This window comes from Bacillus sp. 95MFCvi2.1 (assembly GCF_000374965.1).
Taxonomy (GTDB): domain Bacteria; phylum Bacillota; class Bacilli; order Bacillales; family Bacillaceae_G; genus Bacillus_A; species Bacillus_A pseudomycoides.
Genome location: NZ_KB895703.1, coordinates 94,375 through 112,334 on the forward strand (window position 1 = coordinate 94,375; position 17,960 = coordinate 112,334).

The following is a 17,960-nucleotide window of genomic DNA, read 5'->3' on the forward strand; positions in this document are numbered from 1 at the left end:
ACTTATATATACGAATACAACAAGTTTATCCTTACATAATCCCCTTATTTTTTATAAAAAAAACTACCCACCTGTGAGAGTGGGTAGTTCCTTTTACTTAATAGCCTCATGAACCTTTAACTGCTTACCTTTTATTGTTGTGTTTTTCATTACTTTTAAAACAAGTGGGCCTTTTCCATTTAATATATCAACATAAGAAACATTATCTTGTATCGTAATAATTCCTATATCATCTGCTGTGACACCTGGGATTTTAGCAATTGTACCAACGAAATCTACCGCTCGAATCTTCTTTTTCTTCCCACCGTTAAAGTACAGCTTCATAATATCTTTATTTAATCCTGCACTTTTCTCTTTTTTCATAATTGGTTTCGCATTTATTTTATCTTCAAAGGCTGCCTTTCCCTTTGCAAGCTCCTCTTTTGACGGAGCTTCTATTTTTTGAATTTCAAAACCGATATACTCTTCAATTTCTACCAAGAATCTCTCTTCATACGGCGTTACGAATGTAATTGCTTTTCCGCTATTACCAGCGCGCCCTGTTCTTCCTGTCCGGTGTACATAACTTTCTTTTTCTAATGGAATGTCATAGTTAATGACATGGGTAATATTTTCAATATCAATTCCTCGCGCTGCTACATCTGTAGCGACTAAATAACGAAATTTCCCTCTTTTAAAGTCATTCATTACTGCAAAACGATCTTCTTGTATCATACCACCATGAATTTTATCACAAGGATAGCCAGAACGTTTTAACTGTCTGAACACATGGTCTACATTTTCTTGTGTGCGACAGAAGGTGATACAGCTATCTGGATTTTCAAGAGTTGTTATATCTTTAAGAAGTGAAAACTTCTCTTCTTCTCTCACTTCTAACAGGATATGTTCAATTTTATCTGTCGTAATCCCAGAAGCTTTAATCTCGACATGAGTCGGTGATTTCATATATGTATGAGATAAATTTTCAACGTCTTCTGGTAGTGTCGCGGAAAATAGCATTGTCATTCGATCCGTAGGTAATTCATCAATAATTGCTTCTACTTGATCGATGAATCCCATATTTAACATTTCATCTGCCTCATCAATCACCAAATATTTCAGACGCTCTAAAGAAAAAGTTCCTTTTTCAATATGATCTAACACACGCCCAGGGGTTCCAACTACAATATGTGTCTTTTGCTTTAATTCTAATTTTTGTCGTGCAAATGGTGATTTTCCATAAACGGCAGTCGCTTTAATCCGTTTAAATCTTCCTATATTCGTAATATCTTCTTTCACTTGCGCAGCAAGTTCCCTCGTTGGCGTAAGAATTAAGGCTTGTGGCTTATTTTCTTCCCATTCGACCATTTCGCAAAGCGGGATACCAAAGGAAGCCGTTTTCCCGCTTCCCGTTTGTGATTTCACGACAAGGTCTTTCTTTTCTAGTGCAACTGGAATTACTTTTTCTTGTACTTCTGTTGGCTGCTCATATTTTAAACTAGTAAGTGCTCTTACAATTTCCTTACTTAATGCATACTCTTTAAAGCTTTTTTTGCTCATATACTAACCTCATTTTGTTATGTATTTTAATTTTTTTATTATTTAACCATAACCTAAATATTATATTTGTCATTGCCTATACTTCATTATACTGAAATTATTTCCCTAATCGAAATCTATGTTCATCATTAAATTAAAAATCGGCTTCATCTACTTTGTATCACCTTTGGCAGTATGGACTTTGATTTGTTTGGAAATCCCATTCAGTGGAAGTTCATGTTCCTCAGACCGGAGATTTACCACCGCGTCACCATGGATACCCTTGTCTTAAGCTAACTGCTACTACTTACTGCCTTCGCGATTCGAGACTTGAACTCTAAAGAATAGACGCATACTGGGCGCATCAAAAAAAGAGAATCCCTTCAGATTCTCTACTCCCCTTCTTACACCCATTACCGTACTTGATATTTAAAAATACAGTAGCAAAAATATAAAATTACTCTTTGTTGTATTTGCTCACTAAGGATTCTATGTCATCACTATAATCTTTTAATAATGCTTTACCCATAGAATAAAATACAAAACAGTTTAATGTTGCTATGAACATTGCCATATTATTCTCACGTGAATAAAGAACAAACATTAAATTTAAAGAGATTGCAAAGGTTAATCCAAGGGTTATGCCTGTCCATTTTATATCATATAATAATACAAATATCACAAAAATTAGCGTTGGGAAACTATATCTCTCATGCATTTGAGTAGGTAACATATAAAATGCAAAACATATAAATGTTGAAGCTTTCAATAGCACCACTGTACTGCTTTTACGGTTAAAGAAAACATACAGCCATGTCAACAATACTGCTGCGGCTAGAATCAATAATCCAACCCTCTTTAAACTTAAATGTGGCAAGATAATAATTGAGTCACTTACATCAGGTGTAGTTCCAATTATATAATACCAAATATTCATTGCATTTAAAGTTACGGCTGGAAAAGTTCCTACTGCACTTAAATATCCTTGCTGTAACATAGCATAAAATGTACCATGAACTGCAAAATAGACCCCAAATATTAATAGTGGTATACAAAATCCAAGTATATATTTAAACAGTTGTTTAAATTCCCTTTTTTCCCACATTACCTTTAGGAAATAAATAGCAAAAACAGGAGCAATTACAATAGATTGAAATTTTGCTAGTAATGCTATAGCAAAAATAGCACCAGATAATAGCGGATTAGAAACAAGTAATAATATTGAGCAAACCATTAGTATAGCATGTAACATGTCTATTTGACCCCAAATAGGTCCATCTAGTAATACTGCAGGATTTAATGCCAAAAATGTTACCAATATCGCTCTTATAAAAGGATTTGCTATTTTTTTAGAAGCTATAGCCAAGATAATTATAGCCACTATATCAAATAAAATAGGTGGTAAACGAACTAAAACATCACCAGCTACTGCTTGTAAATTAAAAGCAGCTAGCACTTTTCCATATATACCTAAAAGTGCTAAAAAGAATGGTGGATAATTTACACCGTCACCGTATGCATAAACATCGGCTAACCCATACTTTCCAACAGTTTCCATCCAGTTAACAAAAAAGTTTTGATCACCAAGAAACCCTGGTAAGTTTGAAGCTAAATATATACGTATTAAAAACGAAAATACAATTAATATAAGGAAATAGAAATGAAGCCAACTTAAATTTTTTAAGCGAAAGCCACTTTTTCTACTGCTTAATGAATCCATATTTACCCTCCTCATTTTTTATATTTCATCTCAATATTATTAATTAAAATCACAATTTCAAATGATATCATACCATGCAAATAACGTCAATTTTTGCCAATCGAAATAAATAATGGAATTATTAATATCCTATTATTTGTATTTAATAATACTTATGGAGTGAAATACTAACCAATAGGGGTTTCATTTCCCGCTAATTATTAGTTGAACCAATCAGATTTTTATAGATATTCCTCCTTCCCCCTACCTTCCTCGTGTTTCCTCTGAATCTTGAGGCAAGGGTCTTACTATCCAAAAATAGAAAAATAAATAAAAAAGGGCTTTTCTCCCCCCTAGAGTAGATAGACCCTTTTTATTTATCGATTTATGTCCCTTTATATTCCCATACATTATATCCAGATAAGAAACTTTATCTTGCATTAGAATAATTCCGATATTTATACAGCTTCCCCTGTCTTTGTCTCTTTTAACACCTTCATATTGGAAACTGCTTCTGCATGCCTCATTTCATCAAATTCATTTTCACTCTTTGCAACAACGATTGTAGCAATTCCATTTCCAATTAAGTTTACAATTGCTCTTCCCTCACTCATAAAACGATCAACACCGAGAAGTAATGCTAATCCTTCTAAAGGAATAACCTTTAGTGCCGCTAACGTAGAAGCTAACACGATAAATCCGCTTCCTGTTACACCAGCAGCTCCTTTAGACGTTAACATAAGTACTAGAATAATAGTAATTTGCTGTCCGATTGTTAAATCGACACCAAATACTTGTGCTAAAAAGACAACTGCCATGGATAAATAAATGGATGTACCATCAAGGTTAAAAGAATAGCCCGTCGGAATAACAAGGCCAACAACAGATTTTGAACAGCCATATCGCTCCATCTTATTCATCATTCTCGGAAGTACGGATTCCGAAGAACTTGTTCCTAATACGATTAGTATTTCATCTCGAATAAACTTCAAATAATTCCATAAGCTAAACCCATATATCTTACAAATAATATTTAAGACAACAAATACGAATAGGAACATCGTTATATATACTGACATCATCAATTTTCCAAGTGGTACAAGTGAAGCAAGCCCAAAATGACCGATTGTATATGCCATAGCACCAAATGCCCCAAGCGGCGCTGCCTTCATTACATAACCAATAATTTTAAAGAATACGTGTGAAAGTTTGTCTAAGAAATCAATCACCGAATTTCCTTTTTCTCCAAGAGCAGCTAGCCCAACCCCAAATAAAATAGAAAAGAATAATACTTGTAAAATATCACCCTTTGCAAACGCATCAACCATATTAGAAGGAACAATATGAGTAACAAAATCAATCCAATTAATACCCTGTCCTCCGCCTTGTGTATATTTAGATACGTCTCCTTTTGCAAGTTCATTAAAGCTAAGACCTGAACCCGGCTTCATAACATTTACAACGATCAATCCAACAATAAGTGCAAATGTTGTCACAACCTCAAAATAAATAAAAGCCTTTCCGCCGACCTTACCAACCTTCTTCATATCTCCCATTTTGGCAATACCAAGTACAATTGTTAAGAAAATAATTGGTGCAATTACCATTTTTACAGCATTAATAAACGTATCGCCTATCGGCTTCATTTCCTTCCCAACATTTGGCCACATAAGCCCAACTAATACACCGAGTGCAATAGCCGTTAATACTTGAAAAGTTAAATTTTTGAACAGTCGTTTCACCTTCACTTCTCCCCCCACTGTTTCATCTTTGAAAACTTTACTATCCCTATGTTTTACATAATGATAGCGTTTTCAATTAAAAGTGAGAAGTTTATGGTCATAACGAATATTTTGGTCATTTTGGTCTTACTTTTTTACTTCACGATACACATAGCGATTAATTGGTCTTCCAACCCCTCCATATTGAACTGCTAAATGAATCAACCCCTTTTTTTCTAAATAATCTAGGTATCGCCGCGCGGTAACTCTGGCTATCCCAATTGCACTGGCTACCTCTTCTGCAGAACGAGGTTCATCTTGTTTTTTTACATACTCTTCAATTTCATTCAATGTAAATTCATTTAATCCCTTTGGCAAATTGTTTGCTGTTTTTTTAGAACGCCCAGAATATAATAATAAATCAAGCTGTTCCTGTGAAATCGCTCCGGATTCCTTCAGACTCATTCTATATTGGCGATATTTTTCTAAAGCTTGCTGAATTCGGTATAACTTAAATGGCTTAATAATATAATCCATCGCTCCGTTTTGAAGCATAAGTTTAATTGTTTCCCTATCTTTTGCAGCAGAAACAACGATTACATCTGCTTCTAACTCTTGTTTTCTAAATTCCTGTAATACCTTAATACCGTCCTTTTTCGGCATAAAAATATCTAAAATAACGAGATCTGGATTCATTTTTTGGACAAGGTTAATCCCCTCCTCGCCATTGTTAGCGACGGCTACTACTTGAAATCCTTTTACACTTCTAATGAATTCTTTATTTACTTCTTGAACCATCGGATCGTCTTCAACCAATAGTACTTTGATTTCCTCTTTATATTTCATACAATTCCGCCTCCATCTCCATTGGAAAAGTAATGATAAAAGAAGTTCCTTCACCTTGAAAAGATGAAACACTAATTTCCCCTCTCCCCTTTTCAACAATTTGCTTTACTAGAAAAAGTCCATAACCTGTCCCACTCATTTTATTCACAGTAAATCCTTTCTCATACACTCTTGGTAAATGCTCCTCCTTTATGCCGCATCCATTATCCTCAATCAATATTGCACATACATCTTCTGACTGCTCAATACTAATATCAATTCTTTTATTCTCTACCTCAGTTTGCTCAAATGATCCAAACGCATTTTCGATTAGGTTACCTAGTAATACAACGAAATCATGTTGATCCAGTTGATAAGGAAACGCTTCTAAATAACTATTTTGGTCAATTATAACTTGTATCCCTAATTCCTTGCCCCGGCTTACTTTGCTCAAGAGGAGACCTGCAATAGCATCATTTTTAATCGTCTCATTTAAAAAGTTTGTTACACTCCCCTGCTCTTCTGAAGTATGAAAAGCAAGTTGTAATGCTTTATCAGCTTTACCTAGTTGAATTAAACCTGCTATTGTATGAAGTTTGTTCATATGCTCGTGGCTTTGTACTCGAAGTGCCTCTACAAATGTTTTCACTCCTGTTAATTCCTCTGCGAGCTTTGTAACCTCTGTACGATCTTGAAAGATTGCCACAGCTCCAATTAATTCATTATCTTTCTTGATTGGTATACGATTACTTAAAATTACCTTTCCACTTACTTTTATCTCTTCATTGTATACTGGCTGATTCCTCTCCACGATTTCTGGAAGTCTTGTATCCTTTAATACTGTACGAATAGGCTTTCCTACAACATTTCCATCTACATGAAAAACCTGCTTTGCTTTCTCATTAAAAATTGTAATAACTTCTTGGTTATCAATTGCAATCACACCCTCATTAATCGAATGAAAGGTTGCTGTCCTTTCTTCTAACATCCTTTTAATTTCATATGGCTCTAACTGAAACATCTGTTTTTTAATATGGTTGGCAAGCATTAATGAGCCTATTAATCCGAATATTAAAGTTAATATAACAATAAAAGAAATCTCTTCTGCTAGCCCCAGCATAATCTCCCAAAAATTCGGGACTTTATTTCCAACAACAACAACACCAATTTGATTTAAGTTTTGATCTTTAATAGGCATAAAGGCACGAATTACAGTACCTATCTCTCCTTTTGCTTTTGAAAAGTAAATATGTTCCGCAAATGCCGGTTCTTCATCCGTCCCTTTTGACGGCCTTCCAATCATTTCTTTCACAGGGTGAGAATATCGAATTCGCTCCATATTCATTACTACAATATAGTCTGTTTCATTAATCACCCTAATATTTTCAATAACAGGATTCAATGTAAACCATCCCGTTTTTTCTTGAAGTGATTTCTTTACATCTGACAGTTCTGCTACCGTCCGAGCTGTATTCATAGATCTAATTCTTACTTCTTTTTCTTCTTTTTGTTGAATATTTGCAATGATAACAATTCCACCTATCAGTAATGAAAAAATAACTACCGCATAGGATAAAATCGTAATTTTCCAGCGGATGGGCAATTGTTTCACTGTTTGTTCCCCTTTCCCCTAAAAGCATCTTTACGAATAAAAATCTTCTCGGTATGCTTACATTAACAACCCAAGAGGAGGTTTAAAATGAAAAAAATAGTTGCTTTTATACTCCTTTTTATTGTTTTAATTACTAGTGCTTTATTTATAGGTTTTCAAAGTCTTTTTTCTCAAGGTGAGCTTGCTTATGACGATGACCAAGCAGGCTTGAAAAAACAAATTGTTTTCAAATTTAGTCATGTTGTAGCAGAAAATACACCTAAAGGGCTTGCTGCTAGTAAATTTGCTGAGCTTGTTAATGAGAAATCAAACGGAACTATAAAAATAGAAATTTTTCCAAACGGGAGCCTCTATTCTGATATAGAAGAAATCCGTGCTTTAAAAGCTGGGCAAGTTCATTTTATTGCTCCCTCTACCTCAAAGCTCGGAATGCTATCTCACGAATGGGGTGTATTAGACCTTCCATTTGCTTTTCCAAATTATGAAGCTATTCAAGAAGGCTTGAACGGAAAAATTGGAGAACAATTACTTCAGTCCTTACAAAAAGACAACATTAAAGGGCTTGCCCATTGGTCAAATGGCTTTAAGCAAATCACTTCAAATAAGGGGCCTATTTATACACCTGCAGATATAAAAGGACAATCCTTTCGCATTATGCAAAGTGATGTTATTCAATCCCAATTTGATTTATTAAAAGTTCATGCACATCAAGATTCATTTAATTCCACATATAAATTAATTGAAACAGGGAAAGTTGATGGTGAAGAAAATACTATTTCAAATATATACTCTAAAAAATTTTATAACGTTCAAAACTATTTGACAATTAGTAATCATGGGTATTTAGGCTATGTTGTAATGATGGATCAAAAAACATGGAATCAACAAACGGAAAAAACGAAGCAAATATTACTTGAAGCAATGAAAGAAACGACTGAATGGAACAATCGTCAGTCCATCCGAATGAATGAAGAACAACTTGAGCTTATTAAACAAAGTTCACCGATTCAAATTCACGAATTGACGGCTTCACAAAAAAAAGAGTGGGAGAAAGCATTATCTCCTATATACGAAGATCTTGCTCCTACAATTGGAGAGCAATTGGTAAATGATTTAAAAGAATTGAAAAAGAAGTATCAATTTCTTGAAGACAATAAATAACAAAGAAGCAGGGTATTTTAGCACCCTGCTTCTCTGTTATTTTACTATGATATTCCGAAATATTATTTCACTATTATCGATTAAATTTTTACAATATACTTTTCCAAAAAAACGAACAATATAGATATGTACAAACTATTTAATTCGGTATTACTCATTATTCCTTTGAATTCCGTCCCTATATTTTCTAAATATCAACTAAAAGCTTTGACTTAACAAAAAAAATGATGTACATTATCTTTTGGGCGAACATTTTTTTAAATTGAAAATAAAATATTCGTATTTAGGGGTGTAATTCATGGAAAAAGTATTCGACTATGAAGATATTCAATTAATTCCGGCAAAATGTATAGTAAATAGCCGTTCTGAATGTGATACAAGTGTAACTTTAGGAAAACATACATTTAAATTACCTGTCGTACCTGCAAATATGCAAACAATTATAGATGAAAAAATTGCTGTATATTTAGCGGAAAATAAATATTTCTATATAATGCATCGTTTTGAGCCAGAAAAGCGTATCTCTTTCATTAAAGATATGCACTCTCGTGGCTTAATCGCATCTATTAGTGTTGGTGTGAAAGAAGAAGAATATGAATTTGTACAACAATTAGCTGCTGAACAGCTTTCTCCTGAATATATTACGATAGATATCGCACATGGGCATTCCAATGCGGTGATAAAAATGATTCAACACATTAAAACACATTTACCTGAGAGCTTTGTTATCGCAGGAAATGTAGGAACTCCAGAAGCAGTAAGAGAGTTAGAAAATGCTGGTGCTGATGCAACAAAAGTAGGTATCGGACCTGGTAAAGTATGTATCACAAAAATTAAAACAGGCTTTGGGACTGGCGGCTGGCAATTAGCTGCACTTCGTTGGTGTGCAAAAGCTGCAAGTAAACCAATTATTGCTGACGGCGGTATTCGTACTCACGGTGATGTAGCTAAATCCATTAAATTTGGCGCAACTATGGTTATGATTGGTTCATTGTTTGCCGGACATGAAGAATCTCCAGGGGAAACAATTGAAAAAGATGGGAAACTCTACAAAGAATACTTTGGTTCAGCTTCAGAATTCCAAAAAGGTGAAAAGAAAAACGTAGAAGGCAAAAAGATGTTTGTCGAGCACAAAGGATTTTTAGAAGATACATTGATCGAAATGGAACAAGATCTTCAGTCCTCTATTTCTTATGCTGGTGGAACGAAATTAGATGCAATTCGTACTGTAGATTATGTTGTCGTGAAAAACTCAATCTTTAATGGTGATAAAGTATATTAAGCTTTATTTACCCTTTAAATACAATAAGTATTGATTATTATATAAAAAATGAGCAAGGTACTTTATTTCGTACTTGCTCATTTTTTTATTATCTCTCTATTTTCCAAACCTCTTACGATATCCACATTTTCTACATAGTTCCTCTACTGCCACTCTTCGTGAAAATCCATCTATAAGATTTTGGGCTCTATCCCTTTCGATAATATCAGAAAATGAAGCATCATTAATATTTCCAAGGTTGATAATTCCCTCACCATCTAAACAACAAGGGATAACAGTCCCGTTTGCTAAAATACCTGCTTGATTTCGAAGACCATGACAGAATCCTTTCCCATCGTCCTCTTCTTCATGCAATGCCGGCCACTGAAATTCGTAATCTTGGTTAATAAAGATGCGATCCGCAATCTTCACGCCACTTCCTGGTGTAATCTTCTCTTCAATTTTATATGGTAAATCAAATTCTTTCTCAATAATTTCTAATAAATTTCTGTTTCGCTGTATTTCAAGATTTGTCTTATTGTCTTGCGTAAGATTCCATAGTCTCAGCGAAACAATTAATTCCGATTGACTCGTTGCTTCTTTAATAAAAGAAAGTATGCTTCTTACATACCCTTCTTTATCTTCAGATCCTGGATGACCATCAAAACTATGAAGTGAAAAATTCATCTGTCTTAGTGCAGGTTTATTTAATAATTTATGCCTCTTTTTATTAATTAACGTTCCGTTGGTTGTAATATTAACCTTAAACCCTTTTTCATGACTTAAGTCTAACAATTGATCTATTTTAGGATGAAGCAACGGCTCACCTTTTACATGTAAATAAATGTAGTCCGTGTGAGGTTTAATTTGGTCTAATCTCTTAGAAAAATCCTCCACAGAAAGAAATTGCTTCTGTCGTTCTGTTGGCGGACAAAAGCTACATGCAAGATTACATACACTAGTAATCTCTAAATAAAACTTCTTAAACTTTTTCAACCTCAATTCCCCACTTCTTTAACTACTTAGAACAAAATGAAATATTGTTCTATCAATATTACAGCATAATTTTTTATAAATAGAAACATACTTATTCAAGGAAACTAATTTTACCAATTTCTCTGTTTGGAAGCATATGATTGTATTTTACTTATCTCACTACAATCTAAATCGTAATTCGTCCAATTATTATGAAGCGTTAAAAAGACCATCAGGGGATTTTTCTCCGATGGTCTTCTTAATAGTAATGATCTAATGGATAACTATCATATTGTAGAAATTTTAATAAAAAGTATTCTGCCATATATCGAATTATCCTAATCGTTACACCACATCTACAGCTGTCTCCTTTTTACTTGTGATAAGGTTCACCACGATTAATCCGAAAAGCCCGATACACTTGCTCTAAAAGTACCAATCTCATCAGCTGATGCGGCAATGTCATTTTCGAGAATGAAAGTGATTCGTTAGAGCGCTTCATCACTTCCGAGCTAAGCCCGAGTGATCCCCCAATGATAAATGCTACTTTACTTTTTCCATATGTAGCAAGACGATCAAGATTCGCTGCAAATTCTTCTGATGACTTTTGTTTTCCTTCGATTGCTAATGCAATAACATGTGTATCATCTGAAATTTTATCTAGTATTCGTATTCCTTCTTTTTCTTTTACAATTAGCATTTCTGCCTCACTTAAATTTTCCGGTGCTTTTTCATCCGGCAATTCAATAACTTCTACTTTTGCATACGCAGATAATCGTTTTAAGTATTCTGCAATACCTTGTTTTAAATATTTTTCTTTTAATTTTCCGATTGAAATAATCGAGATATTCACACCTATCCCCCACCTTACAAACACGTTATCCACAAAACTTATCCACATATCCACAAGTATTACCCACATATTGTGTGAGAATCTGTGTTCGATACAACATATGTCGCCTTGTTTTGACAAAATTCACATGTTTTTTGTTCTTTTTCTGAGTTATCCACACTGTTGATAACTGGCGCTACTTCACACTCATCCACAATGATATCCAACGCTAATTCTACATGTTCTAAACAACAAGGTAACTTCATATCTTTCACCTCACTTTTTCACAATAGAAAACAGGAGGGCTGTCCTCCTGTTTTCTTAATAATTTTGACTGCCTAATTTCACCGTTGTTGTTGCTCGTTTTGTACCACGATAAAATGTCAGAGTCATTTTATCGTCAATTTTTTTATTATATAATATCGTTCGGAATCCAATAATATCATGTATTGTTTTTCCATCAACAGCTATAATTACATCATGTTCCCTAAGTCCTGCATCTGCACCCGGCGATGGACTTTTCACATCTAAAATGCAGACACCATCTGTTACATTTCCTGGTAAATGCAGCGTTTTAGACCAGTAATAATTCGGAATTTCATTTAGAGATCTCAGTTCAATTCCAACATAAGGACGTTTTACTTTCCCATACTTTTCAAGTTCATTCATAACAGGAACTGCTCTCGAAACAGGGATGGCAAGCCCAATTCCTTCTACTTCTTTCGCTGCAATTTTCATCGAATTAATTCCAACAAGTTGTCCTGCTACATTTACAAGTGCACCGCCACTATTCCCTGGGTTAATAGCTGCATCTGTTTGCAGTACTTCTACTTGCCAATCATAATGCCCATCTTGATCTAAGTCTACAGGAACAATTCTCTCATTTGCAGAAATAATTCCTTGTGTAACAGTTCCTGAAAATTGTAATCCAAGTGGGTTCCCAATTGCAATGACTGCTTCACCTCGACGCACTGTATTAGAATCACCAATTTCAATTACTTTCTTAACTGGCTTTGCATCTATTTCTAGAACAGCTAAATCTGTAACCACATCGCTACCTAATATTTTACCAGGAACCTTTTTTCCATCACTTAAGCTCACCTCAATACGATTCGCTCCTGAAACAACATGATGGTTTGTTACGATATAAGCATGACCATTTGTTTTCTTATAAATGACGCCTGATCCTGTTCCAGCTTCTGAATCTGCTTCTGAAAAATTATCACGTTGAATGTTTATTACACCAACAACGGCTTCCGATGCACGATCAACAGCATCTACAAAACCAGAATGATTCGCTGTTTGTGATTGCTTTACTACCATATTCTCTTCACTTGCCTCAGCTTGCTGCAAGGGGCCAGTTTCAGATTGAGAAAATAAAGGAGCTCCAAATGCAAACAATGAAGCCCCTACGATTGTTCCTGCTATGCTAGAAATAACGATACCTTTGTGCTTCTTTTTACCTGTTCGTTTCATACGAAATTTCTCTTCATCAATAAAGGACATACTTGTTCACCAATCCTCCCGAAAACAACTATATTCCCCTTTATTGTTTACTAAAATCAAGAATTATACGTATTGAATTTTCGTTGGTGCCTTTGGATCCGTATCATGTACCTCAAACGCTTCCCCAACTGCAAAACCTTTTTCCTCTAGCACCTGTGCAACAGACATATGTGCTAGTTCTTTCATATTATTATCTAAGCTCAAATGCGCTAAATAAATGTGTTTCGTCTCATCTGTAATAACATCAGCCATTGCAAGTGCTGCATCTTCATTAGAAACATGACCCACATCGCTTAAAATGCGTCGTTTTATACTCCATGGATAACGTCCCATACGAAGCATTTCAACATCGTGATTACTTTCAAACACAAATGCGTTTGCTCCTTTAATGATACCTTTCATACGATCACTTACATAACCTGTATCTGTAATAAGGGCCAATTTTCTACCATTATGATGAAATGCATAAAACATTGGCTCTGCCGCATCATGAGAAACGCCAAATGATTCCACTTCAATATCTCCAAATGTTTTCACATCGCCAATTGAGAAAACAAATTTTTGATCAGTTGGGATGTTACCAATTAAATGTTCCATAGCGCTCCACGTTTTTTCATTTGCATACACAGGTAACTGATATTTACGTGCTAAAACGCCGAGACCTTTAATATGATCACTATGCTCATGTGTGACAAGAATACCTGATATATCTTGGATATCCAATTCAGCTTGCTGAAATAGGGCTTCTGTCGCTTTTCCACTCAAGCCTGCATCAATGAGCAATTTTTGTTTCTCGGTCCCTACATATAGCGCATTTCCTGTACTGCCGCTTGCAAGTACACTAAAATGCAAACTCATTTCTGCTCACTCCATTATTTTTTCTTTTTCATTTTCCTTTTCTTTCCCTAACTTAATAACTTGTCCCTCAATGGCATTCACAAAATAATCTACTTTTCGATCTGTTTTTAAATTCCATGTCGGAGCAAGCACTTGTATATTAGAAGCAGAAGATGCTACAAGAGTTGCATATCCAATCTGTGCTTCTTTAAAATGTGTATTTTGTTTTATTTTTATTTCAGTCTTAAAGTATAAATTTTCTAAAGCTGTTTGAGCGGTAATAATCTCTTGCTCTTTTGCTTTTTCATTCTCACCCATCTCTTTTAAATCGGTTAACATTGTTTGTGTATACGAAATAAATTCACCTTTCTCATTTACATCCACAACAATCATCCCATGATCATTATAAAAGATAGGTTTATCTTTATACTTTTGAAAGAAATAGATTTTCGTTGCTTCTGCTTTACCAAACTCATATTTCTGACCATCTAGCACATAGTTTTTCAAGAACTCACTATATTTATCTTTAGAAAGTGTTTTTGCATTTAACAATGGTTCCTTTAATTTACTTTCAATTGTGTTTAAATCTCGTAAAGTAACTGTTTGACTTTTTAAAGAACGTATATCTTCTTCTTTAAATTCCTTATTTTTCGCTGTAATAAAGGAATCTTTCTTTGGTTCTTTTGGTAAATCACCAATGGTAATTTTATCATCTTTTAACTGCTGATCAACCTTTGTTTCTGCCATGAGCTCTAATTGGTTACTATCTTGTTTTTGAATGAATTGAAAAACGAGAAAGAGGTCTAAAATAAAAAAGGTAACAATAAATATTGTTTTAATCCGATTCCAGTCCAATTAGCTCTCCCTCCTTCTCTTCACTCCACTCATATGCGTGATGATCTTCACCATAAATTACGTACCAAATTGGCTTTAACTTTATATTTGTAATTTGTCCGTTTTGCTCAACTTCCGGTACTAATTTATAACCTATTCCAATGTTTTGAATCAAATTTTTAGCTATCTTCGAATTTTTTTCTAGGGATTGGATAACCGTCCGACCAGTTGGAAGCGTTGTTTCTCCATCTTTATCAATTGACCACCATTTAAATAATGGGCGTCTATAACTAATTAATTCTTCTGATCCCCATACTTGCCTTAATTCGGTCATTCCTTCTCGGTTAAATACTGGCAAATCTTCTTCATACAAACGGAATTTGGTTGTCCCTTTAGTCCCTTTAGAATTTATATAATCAAATCGATAAGCATCAGTTAATCCACTATGACTATTAACAAATTCAAAACTCCGCTGCATAAGAGAGGTACCATTCATAGGTGCACCACCAGATACAGATGAATTTGTATACTCTAACATTCGATTCTGTTTGTTTATTCGCATAAGACGAATGCCATCTGTATATGTATCCTCTATTTCGTTAGAAAAAGGTTGCACATAACGCGGATCACTAAATAGTGCATTTTTAAATGATTCTACTTCCATGACTCGCGCAAAATATATTAAATTCTGCATTTCTGTTGAACCATCTGGTAAAAATATATTTTTCGTATCATTTATTTCATACGCAAAATACGGTCTTGCTAAAGCTAAAAATTGATTTTGTGCATTTATAATGTCCCTTAGATTCACACCTGTTAATGTCATTTTATACACTTTACGAGTACTATAAGAAACGAAATTCACATCAATATTTTGATCACGACTTTTAGAAGGATCAACAACAATACGATCAAAACTCAACATATCCAATTTCTTATCTTTAATTGTTAATACGCTCCTAATCGCATCAAACGGAACCTCTGTCGGAAAGACAATTTCAATCTTGCCTTCCCCGTGCACATAAGAGAGGAAATCACCTTTAGATATAGAGTTTGTAATATCCTTAAAATCGTGCAATTCCCCTTTTTGAATAAAAGTATATAATAAATTAATATTATTTTTCTTTTCACTTACAAAATGATTGTTATCCTTATGAACAATCATAGAAGATGGGACAATTACATTTGAAACATCTTGTTTCGGTGCTGTTGCGTTATCTGGAACAAATTTTGTGCTCTGCAATGAATTAGAATCAGGTACATAAGTCCATAAATTAAAAGTAAGAAACAGACTAATGACAACTAAGTTAATAAGGACAATGGTTTTAAAGTTTTCCATATTCATTCCCAATCGTCCTCTTCTTCCTTCGCCATTGGAAGGGTGAAATAAATGGTTGTCCCTTTTCCTTCCTCACTTTTTGCCCAAATAGATCCACCATGCGCCTCAATCATTTCCTTAGCAATGGCTAAACCTAAGCCTGTTCCACCCATCTGTCTTGAACGCGCCTTATCTACACGATAAAAACGTTCGAAAATCTTCTCTACATTTTCTTTTGGAATACCCATTCCCTGGTCACTCACACTAATTTCTAACATATCCTCTCGATCGCGCAGGCGATATGTTACTGTTCCACCTTCAGGAGAGTACTTTAACGCATTTGAAATGATATTGTATAAAACCTGTGTAATTTTATCAGCATCCATATCAATGAATCGAGATTTCTTAGAGAATGAACGCTTGAAAATTACATTTTGTTCCTTCGACATTTCAAAACGATCGATAACATTGTTAAAGAAATCCGTAAAATCTACCCATTCTTTCATTAAACGATGTTCTGTACTATCTAATTTAGATAATTGTAACAAGGCATTCACAAGTCGAATCATTCTTTCCGTTTCTTCTTGTGTAACTGTTAAAAATTGCGGTGCAATATTCGGATCTTGCCATGCACCATCACTAAGTGCCTCTAAATAACTACGCATCGTTGTTAACGGCGTCCGTAGTTCATGTGATACATTTGCTACAAACTCACGGCGCTCACGGTCAATTCGCTCTTGTTCTGTTACATCATACAACACAGCGATTAAACCATTTGCTTTACCTGTTTCCTTTTGAATAACAGAAAAACTAGCTCTCAAGATATACGGTTCATTTCGCGTACTGAAATCTAATAAAACAGAATCTGGTTCTTCATATAGATGATCGAGTGTAAATTCCTCTTGAATGCCTAGCACTTCTAAAACAGACTGATCTAATGCCGTTTCACGTGAAACGTTTAACATCTTTTCTGCCGGATCATTTAATAAAATAATGTCCCCTTTTCGATCAGTAGCAATTACACCATCTGTCATATGAGATAAAACAGACGAAAGCTTACGTCTTTCACTTTCAGTCGAAGAACGCGCTTGTTGTAATTTTTTTGATAAATTATTAAACGCTAGTGCTAATTGACCAATTTCATCATGACTGTGTACTTTTACCTTACGGGAGTAATTTCCCTTTGCCATTTCAATTGCTTGCCTTCGCATATCTGAAATTGGTCTTGTAATTGTTTGAGCTAATAAAATCCCTAGAACTGCTGTTACTAATAAAGCAATCACTGTCCCCGTTGCAAAAATTTGATTGATATCCTTCATCTGCTTATAAACATCTTCCATCGAAGCAACGATGTGAATGACACCAATTATTTTCCCCTTTTCTCCTTCAATTGGGGTAGCCATAACTTGAACACGATGACCGGTTTTTCCATCTTTCTCAATCTTTCCTTCAGCCTTTTTTTGTACAATAGCCCTTTGCACTGTTATGTCTGTTATTGTTTTCCCTACCATACCTTGCTTAGATGAATTAGATATTGCTAATAGACGCCTGTTTGGGTCAATCACACGTACTTCTTGAATATCCTTTTTCCGGTCTGATGCAAAGTCAGTAATTGATGTTTTAAGTGCATCTTCTAAAGGGGGATCTGTTTTTTCACGCTCTTTTGCAAACTCTTGCTTCAAATTATAAGACAGTAAATTCGTTTGTTGTGTTAATGAATCCTTAAAACTTTGTACGAGACTTTTCTCCAGTTCACGAACAAAATATACACCAATAACCTGCATTGCTATCAAAATTAATAGCATATAGATGAGCACAAACTTTAAATGAATCGATTGAAAAAAACCAACTTTCTTCATAT

General features: G+C 34.5%; 15 protein-coding genes. 2 read left to right on the forward strand and 13 right to left on the reverse strand.

The window, feature by feature from the left end; all coding sequences use genetic code 11:
- Positions 1–93: 93 nt before the first annotated feature.
- The 5 genes from C568_RS0118875 to C568_RS0118900 all read right to left on the reverse strand — a co-directional run bounded on the left by C568_RS0118875 (position 94) and on the right by C568_RS0118900 (position 7,375).
- A complete protein-coding gene (locus tag C568_RS0118875) occupies positions 94–1,539 on the reverse strand; it encodes a DEAD/DEAH box helicase (RefSeq protein WP_018782442.1) in 1,446 nt (481 codons plus the stop codon).
- A gap of 436 nt (positions 1,540–1,975) precedes the next feature.
- A complete protein-coding gene (locus C568_RS0118880) occupies positions 1,976–3,238 on the reverse strand; it encodes a hypothetical protein (RefSeq protein WP_018782443.1) in 1,263 nt (420 codons plus the stop codon).
- Between the two features lie 437 nt (positions 3,239–3,675).
- Positions 3,676–4,959, reverse strand: coding sequence for a C4-dicarboxylate transporter DctP (dctP, locus tag C568_RS0118890; RefSeq protein ID WP_018782445.1), 1,284 nt, complete (start codon positions 4,957–4,959; stop codon positions 3,676–3,678).
- 126 nt (positions 4,960–5,085) lie between these two features.
- A complete protein-coding gene (locus tag C568_RS0118895) occupies positions 5,086–5,784 on the reverse strand; it encodes a response regulator (RefSeq protein WP_018782446.1) in 699 nt (232 codons plus the stop codon).
- The gene (locus tag C568_RS0118900) at positions 5,774–7,375 is read right to left on the reverse strand and encodes an ATP-binding protein (protein WP_018782447.1); all 1,602 of its coding nucleotides are present in this window, start codon (positions 7,373–7,375) and stop codon (positions 5,774–5,776) included. Before C568_RS0118900 ends, C568_RS0118895 begins: the two co-directional genes overlap by 11 nt.
- A gap of 87 nt (positions 7,376–7,462) precedes the next feature.
- On the opposite strand from C568_RS0118900, the gene C568_RS0118905 reads away from it, so the two are divergent.
- Together C568_RS0118905 and guaC are read left to right on the forward strand one after the other, a co-directional pair.
- Complete coding sequence (locus tag C568_RS0118905; protein WP_006096762.1) at positions 7,463–8,536, forward strand: DctP family TRAP transporter solute-binding subunit; 1,074 nt, start codon at positions 7,463–7,465, stop codon at positions 8,534–8,536.
- Between the two features lie 298 nt (positions 8,537–8,834).
- Entirely contained in the window at positions 8,835–9,818 is a 984-nt protein-coding gene (guaC, locus tag C568_RS0118910) for a GMP reductase (protein ID WP_018782448.1), read from the forward strand.
- Positions 9,819–9,914: 96 nt separating this feature from the next.
- Here guaC and C568_RS0118915 read toward each other — a convergent pair whose 3' ends face one another.
- From C568_RS0118915 to walK, 8 genes are all read right to left on the reverse strand, one after another.
- Complete coding sequence (locus C568_RS0118915) at positions 9,915–10,793, reverse strand: radical SAM/SPASM domain-containing protein (RefSeq protein WP_018782449.1); 879 nt, start codon at positions 10,791–10,793, stop codon at positions 9,915–9,917.
- A 352-nt stretch (positions 10,794–11,145) separates the two neighbouring features.
- On the reverse strand, positions 11,146–11,625 hold the full coding sequence (rlmH, locus tag C568_RS0118920) for a 23S rRNA (pseudouridine(1915)-N(3))-methyltransferase RlmH (RefSeq protein WP_003209320.1): 480 nt from the start codon (positions 11,623–11,625) through the stop codon (positions 11,146–11,148).
- A 59-nt stretch (positions 11,626–11,684) separates the two neighbouring features.
- On the reverse strand, positions 11,685–11,870 hold the full coding sequence (locus C568_RS0118925) for a CxxH/CxxC protein (protein WP_026008486.1): 186 nt from the start codon (positions 11,868–11,870) through the stop codon (positions 11,685–11,687).
- A 55-nt stretch (positions 11,871–11,925) separates the two neighbouring features.
- Positions 11,926–13,110 carry a S1C family serine protease gene (locus C568_RS0118930; RefSeq protein WP_018782450.1) on the reverse strand — a complete coding sequence of 395 codons (1,185 nt, stop codon included), beginning with the start codon at positions 13,108–13,110 and terminating at the stop codon, positions 11,926–11,928.
- Positions 13,111–13,173: 63 nt separating this feature from the next.
- A complete protein-coding gene (locus C568_RS0118935; RefSeq protein ID WP_003202558.1) occupies positions 13,174–13,968 on the reverse strand; it encodes an MBL fold metallo-hydrolase in 795 nt (264 codons plus the stop codon).
- Positions 13,969–13,974: 6 nt separating this feature from the next.
- The gene (locus C568_RS0118940) at positions 13,975–14,802 is read right to left on the reverse strand and encodes a two-component system regulatory protein YycI (protein ID WP_018782451.1); all 828 of its coding nucleotides are present in this window, start codon (positions 14,800–14,802) and stop codon (positions 13,975–13,977) included.
- The gene (locus C568_RS0118945) at positions 14,783–16,126 is read right to left on the reverse strand and encodes a YycH family regulatory protein (RefSeq protein ID WP_018782452.1); all 1,344 of its coding nucleotides are present in this window, start codon (positions 16,124–16,126) and stop codon (positions 14,783–14,785) included. Before C568_RS0118945 ends, C568_RS0118940 begins: the two co-directional genes overlap by 20 nt.
- On the reverse strand, positions 16,123–17,958 hold the full coding sequence (walK, locus tag C568_RS0118950) for a cell wall metabolism sensor histidine kinase WalK (protein ID WP_003202552.1): 1,836 nt from the start codon (positions 17,956–17,958) through the stop codon (positions 16,123–16,125). Before walK ends, C568_RS0118945 begins: the two co-directional genes overlap by 4 nt.
- Positions 17,959–17,960 lie beyond the last annotated feature (2 nt).

Bases quoted from the DNA above. Each gene is read 5' to 3' on its own strand.
- C568_RS0118880 (WP_018782443.1), bottom strand. From the start codon at position 3,238: ATGGATTCATTAAGCAGTAGAAAAAGTGGCTTTCGCTTAAAAAATTTA.
- C568_RS0118875 (WP_018782442.1), bottom strand. From the start codon at position 1,539: ATGAGCAAAAAAAGCTTTAAAGAGTATGCATTAAGTAAGGAAATTGTA.
- guaC (WP_018782448.1), top strand. From the start codon at position 8,835: ATGGAAAAAGTATTCGACTATGAAGATATTCAATTAATTCCGGCAAAA.
- walK (WP_003202552.1), bottom strand. From the start codon at position 17,958: ATGAAGAAAGTTGGTTTTTTTCAATCGATTCATTTAAAGTTTGTGCTC.
- C568_RS0118905 (WP_006096762.1), top strand. From the start codon at position 7,463: ATGAAAAAAATAGTTGCTTTTATACTCCTTTTTATTGTTTTAATTACT.
- C568_RS0118935 (WP_003202558.1), bottom strand. From the start codon at position 13,968: ATGAGTTTGCATTTTAGTGTACTTGCAAGCGGCAGTACAGGAAATGCG.
- C568_RS0118895 (WP_018782446.1), bottom strand. From the start codon at position 5,784: ATGAAATATAAAGAGGAAATCAAAGTACTATTGGTTGAAGACGATCCG.
- C568_RS0118945 (WP_018782452.1), bottom strand. From the start codon at position 16,126: ATGAATATGGAAAACTTTAAAACCATTGTCCTTATTAACTTAGTTGTC.
- C568_RS0118925 (WP_026008486.1), bottom strand. From the start codon at position 11,870: ATGAAGTTACCTTGTTGTTTAGAACATGTAGAATTAGCGTTGGATATC.
- C568_RS0118930 (WP_018782450.1), bottom strand. From the start codon at position 13,110: ATGTCCTTTATTGATGAAGAGAAATTTCGTATGAAACGAACAGGTAAA.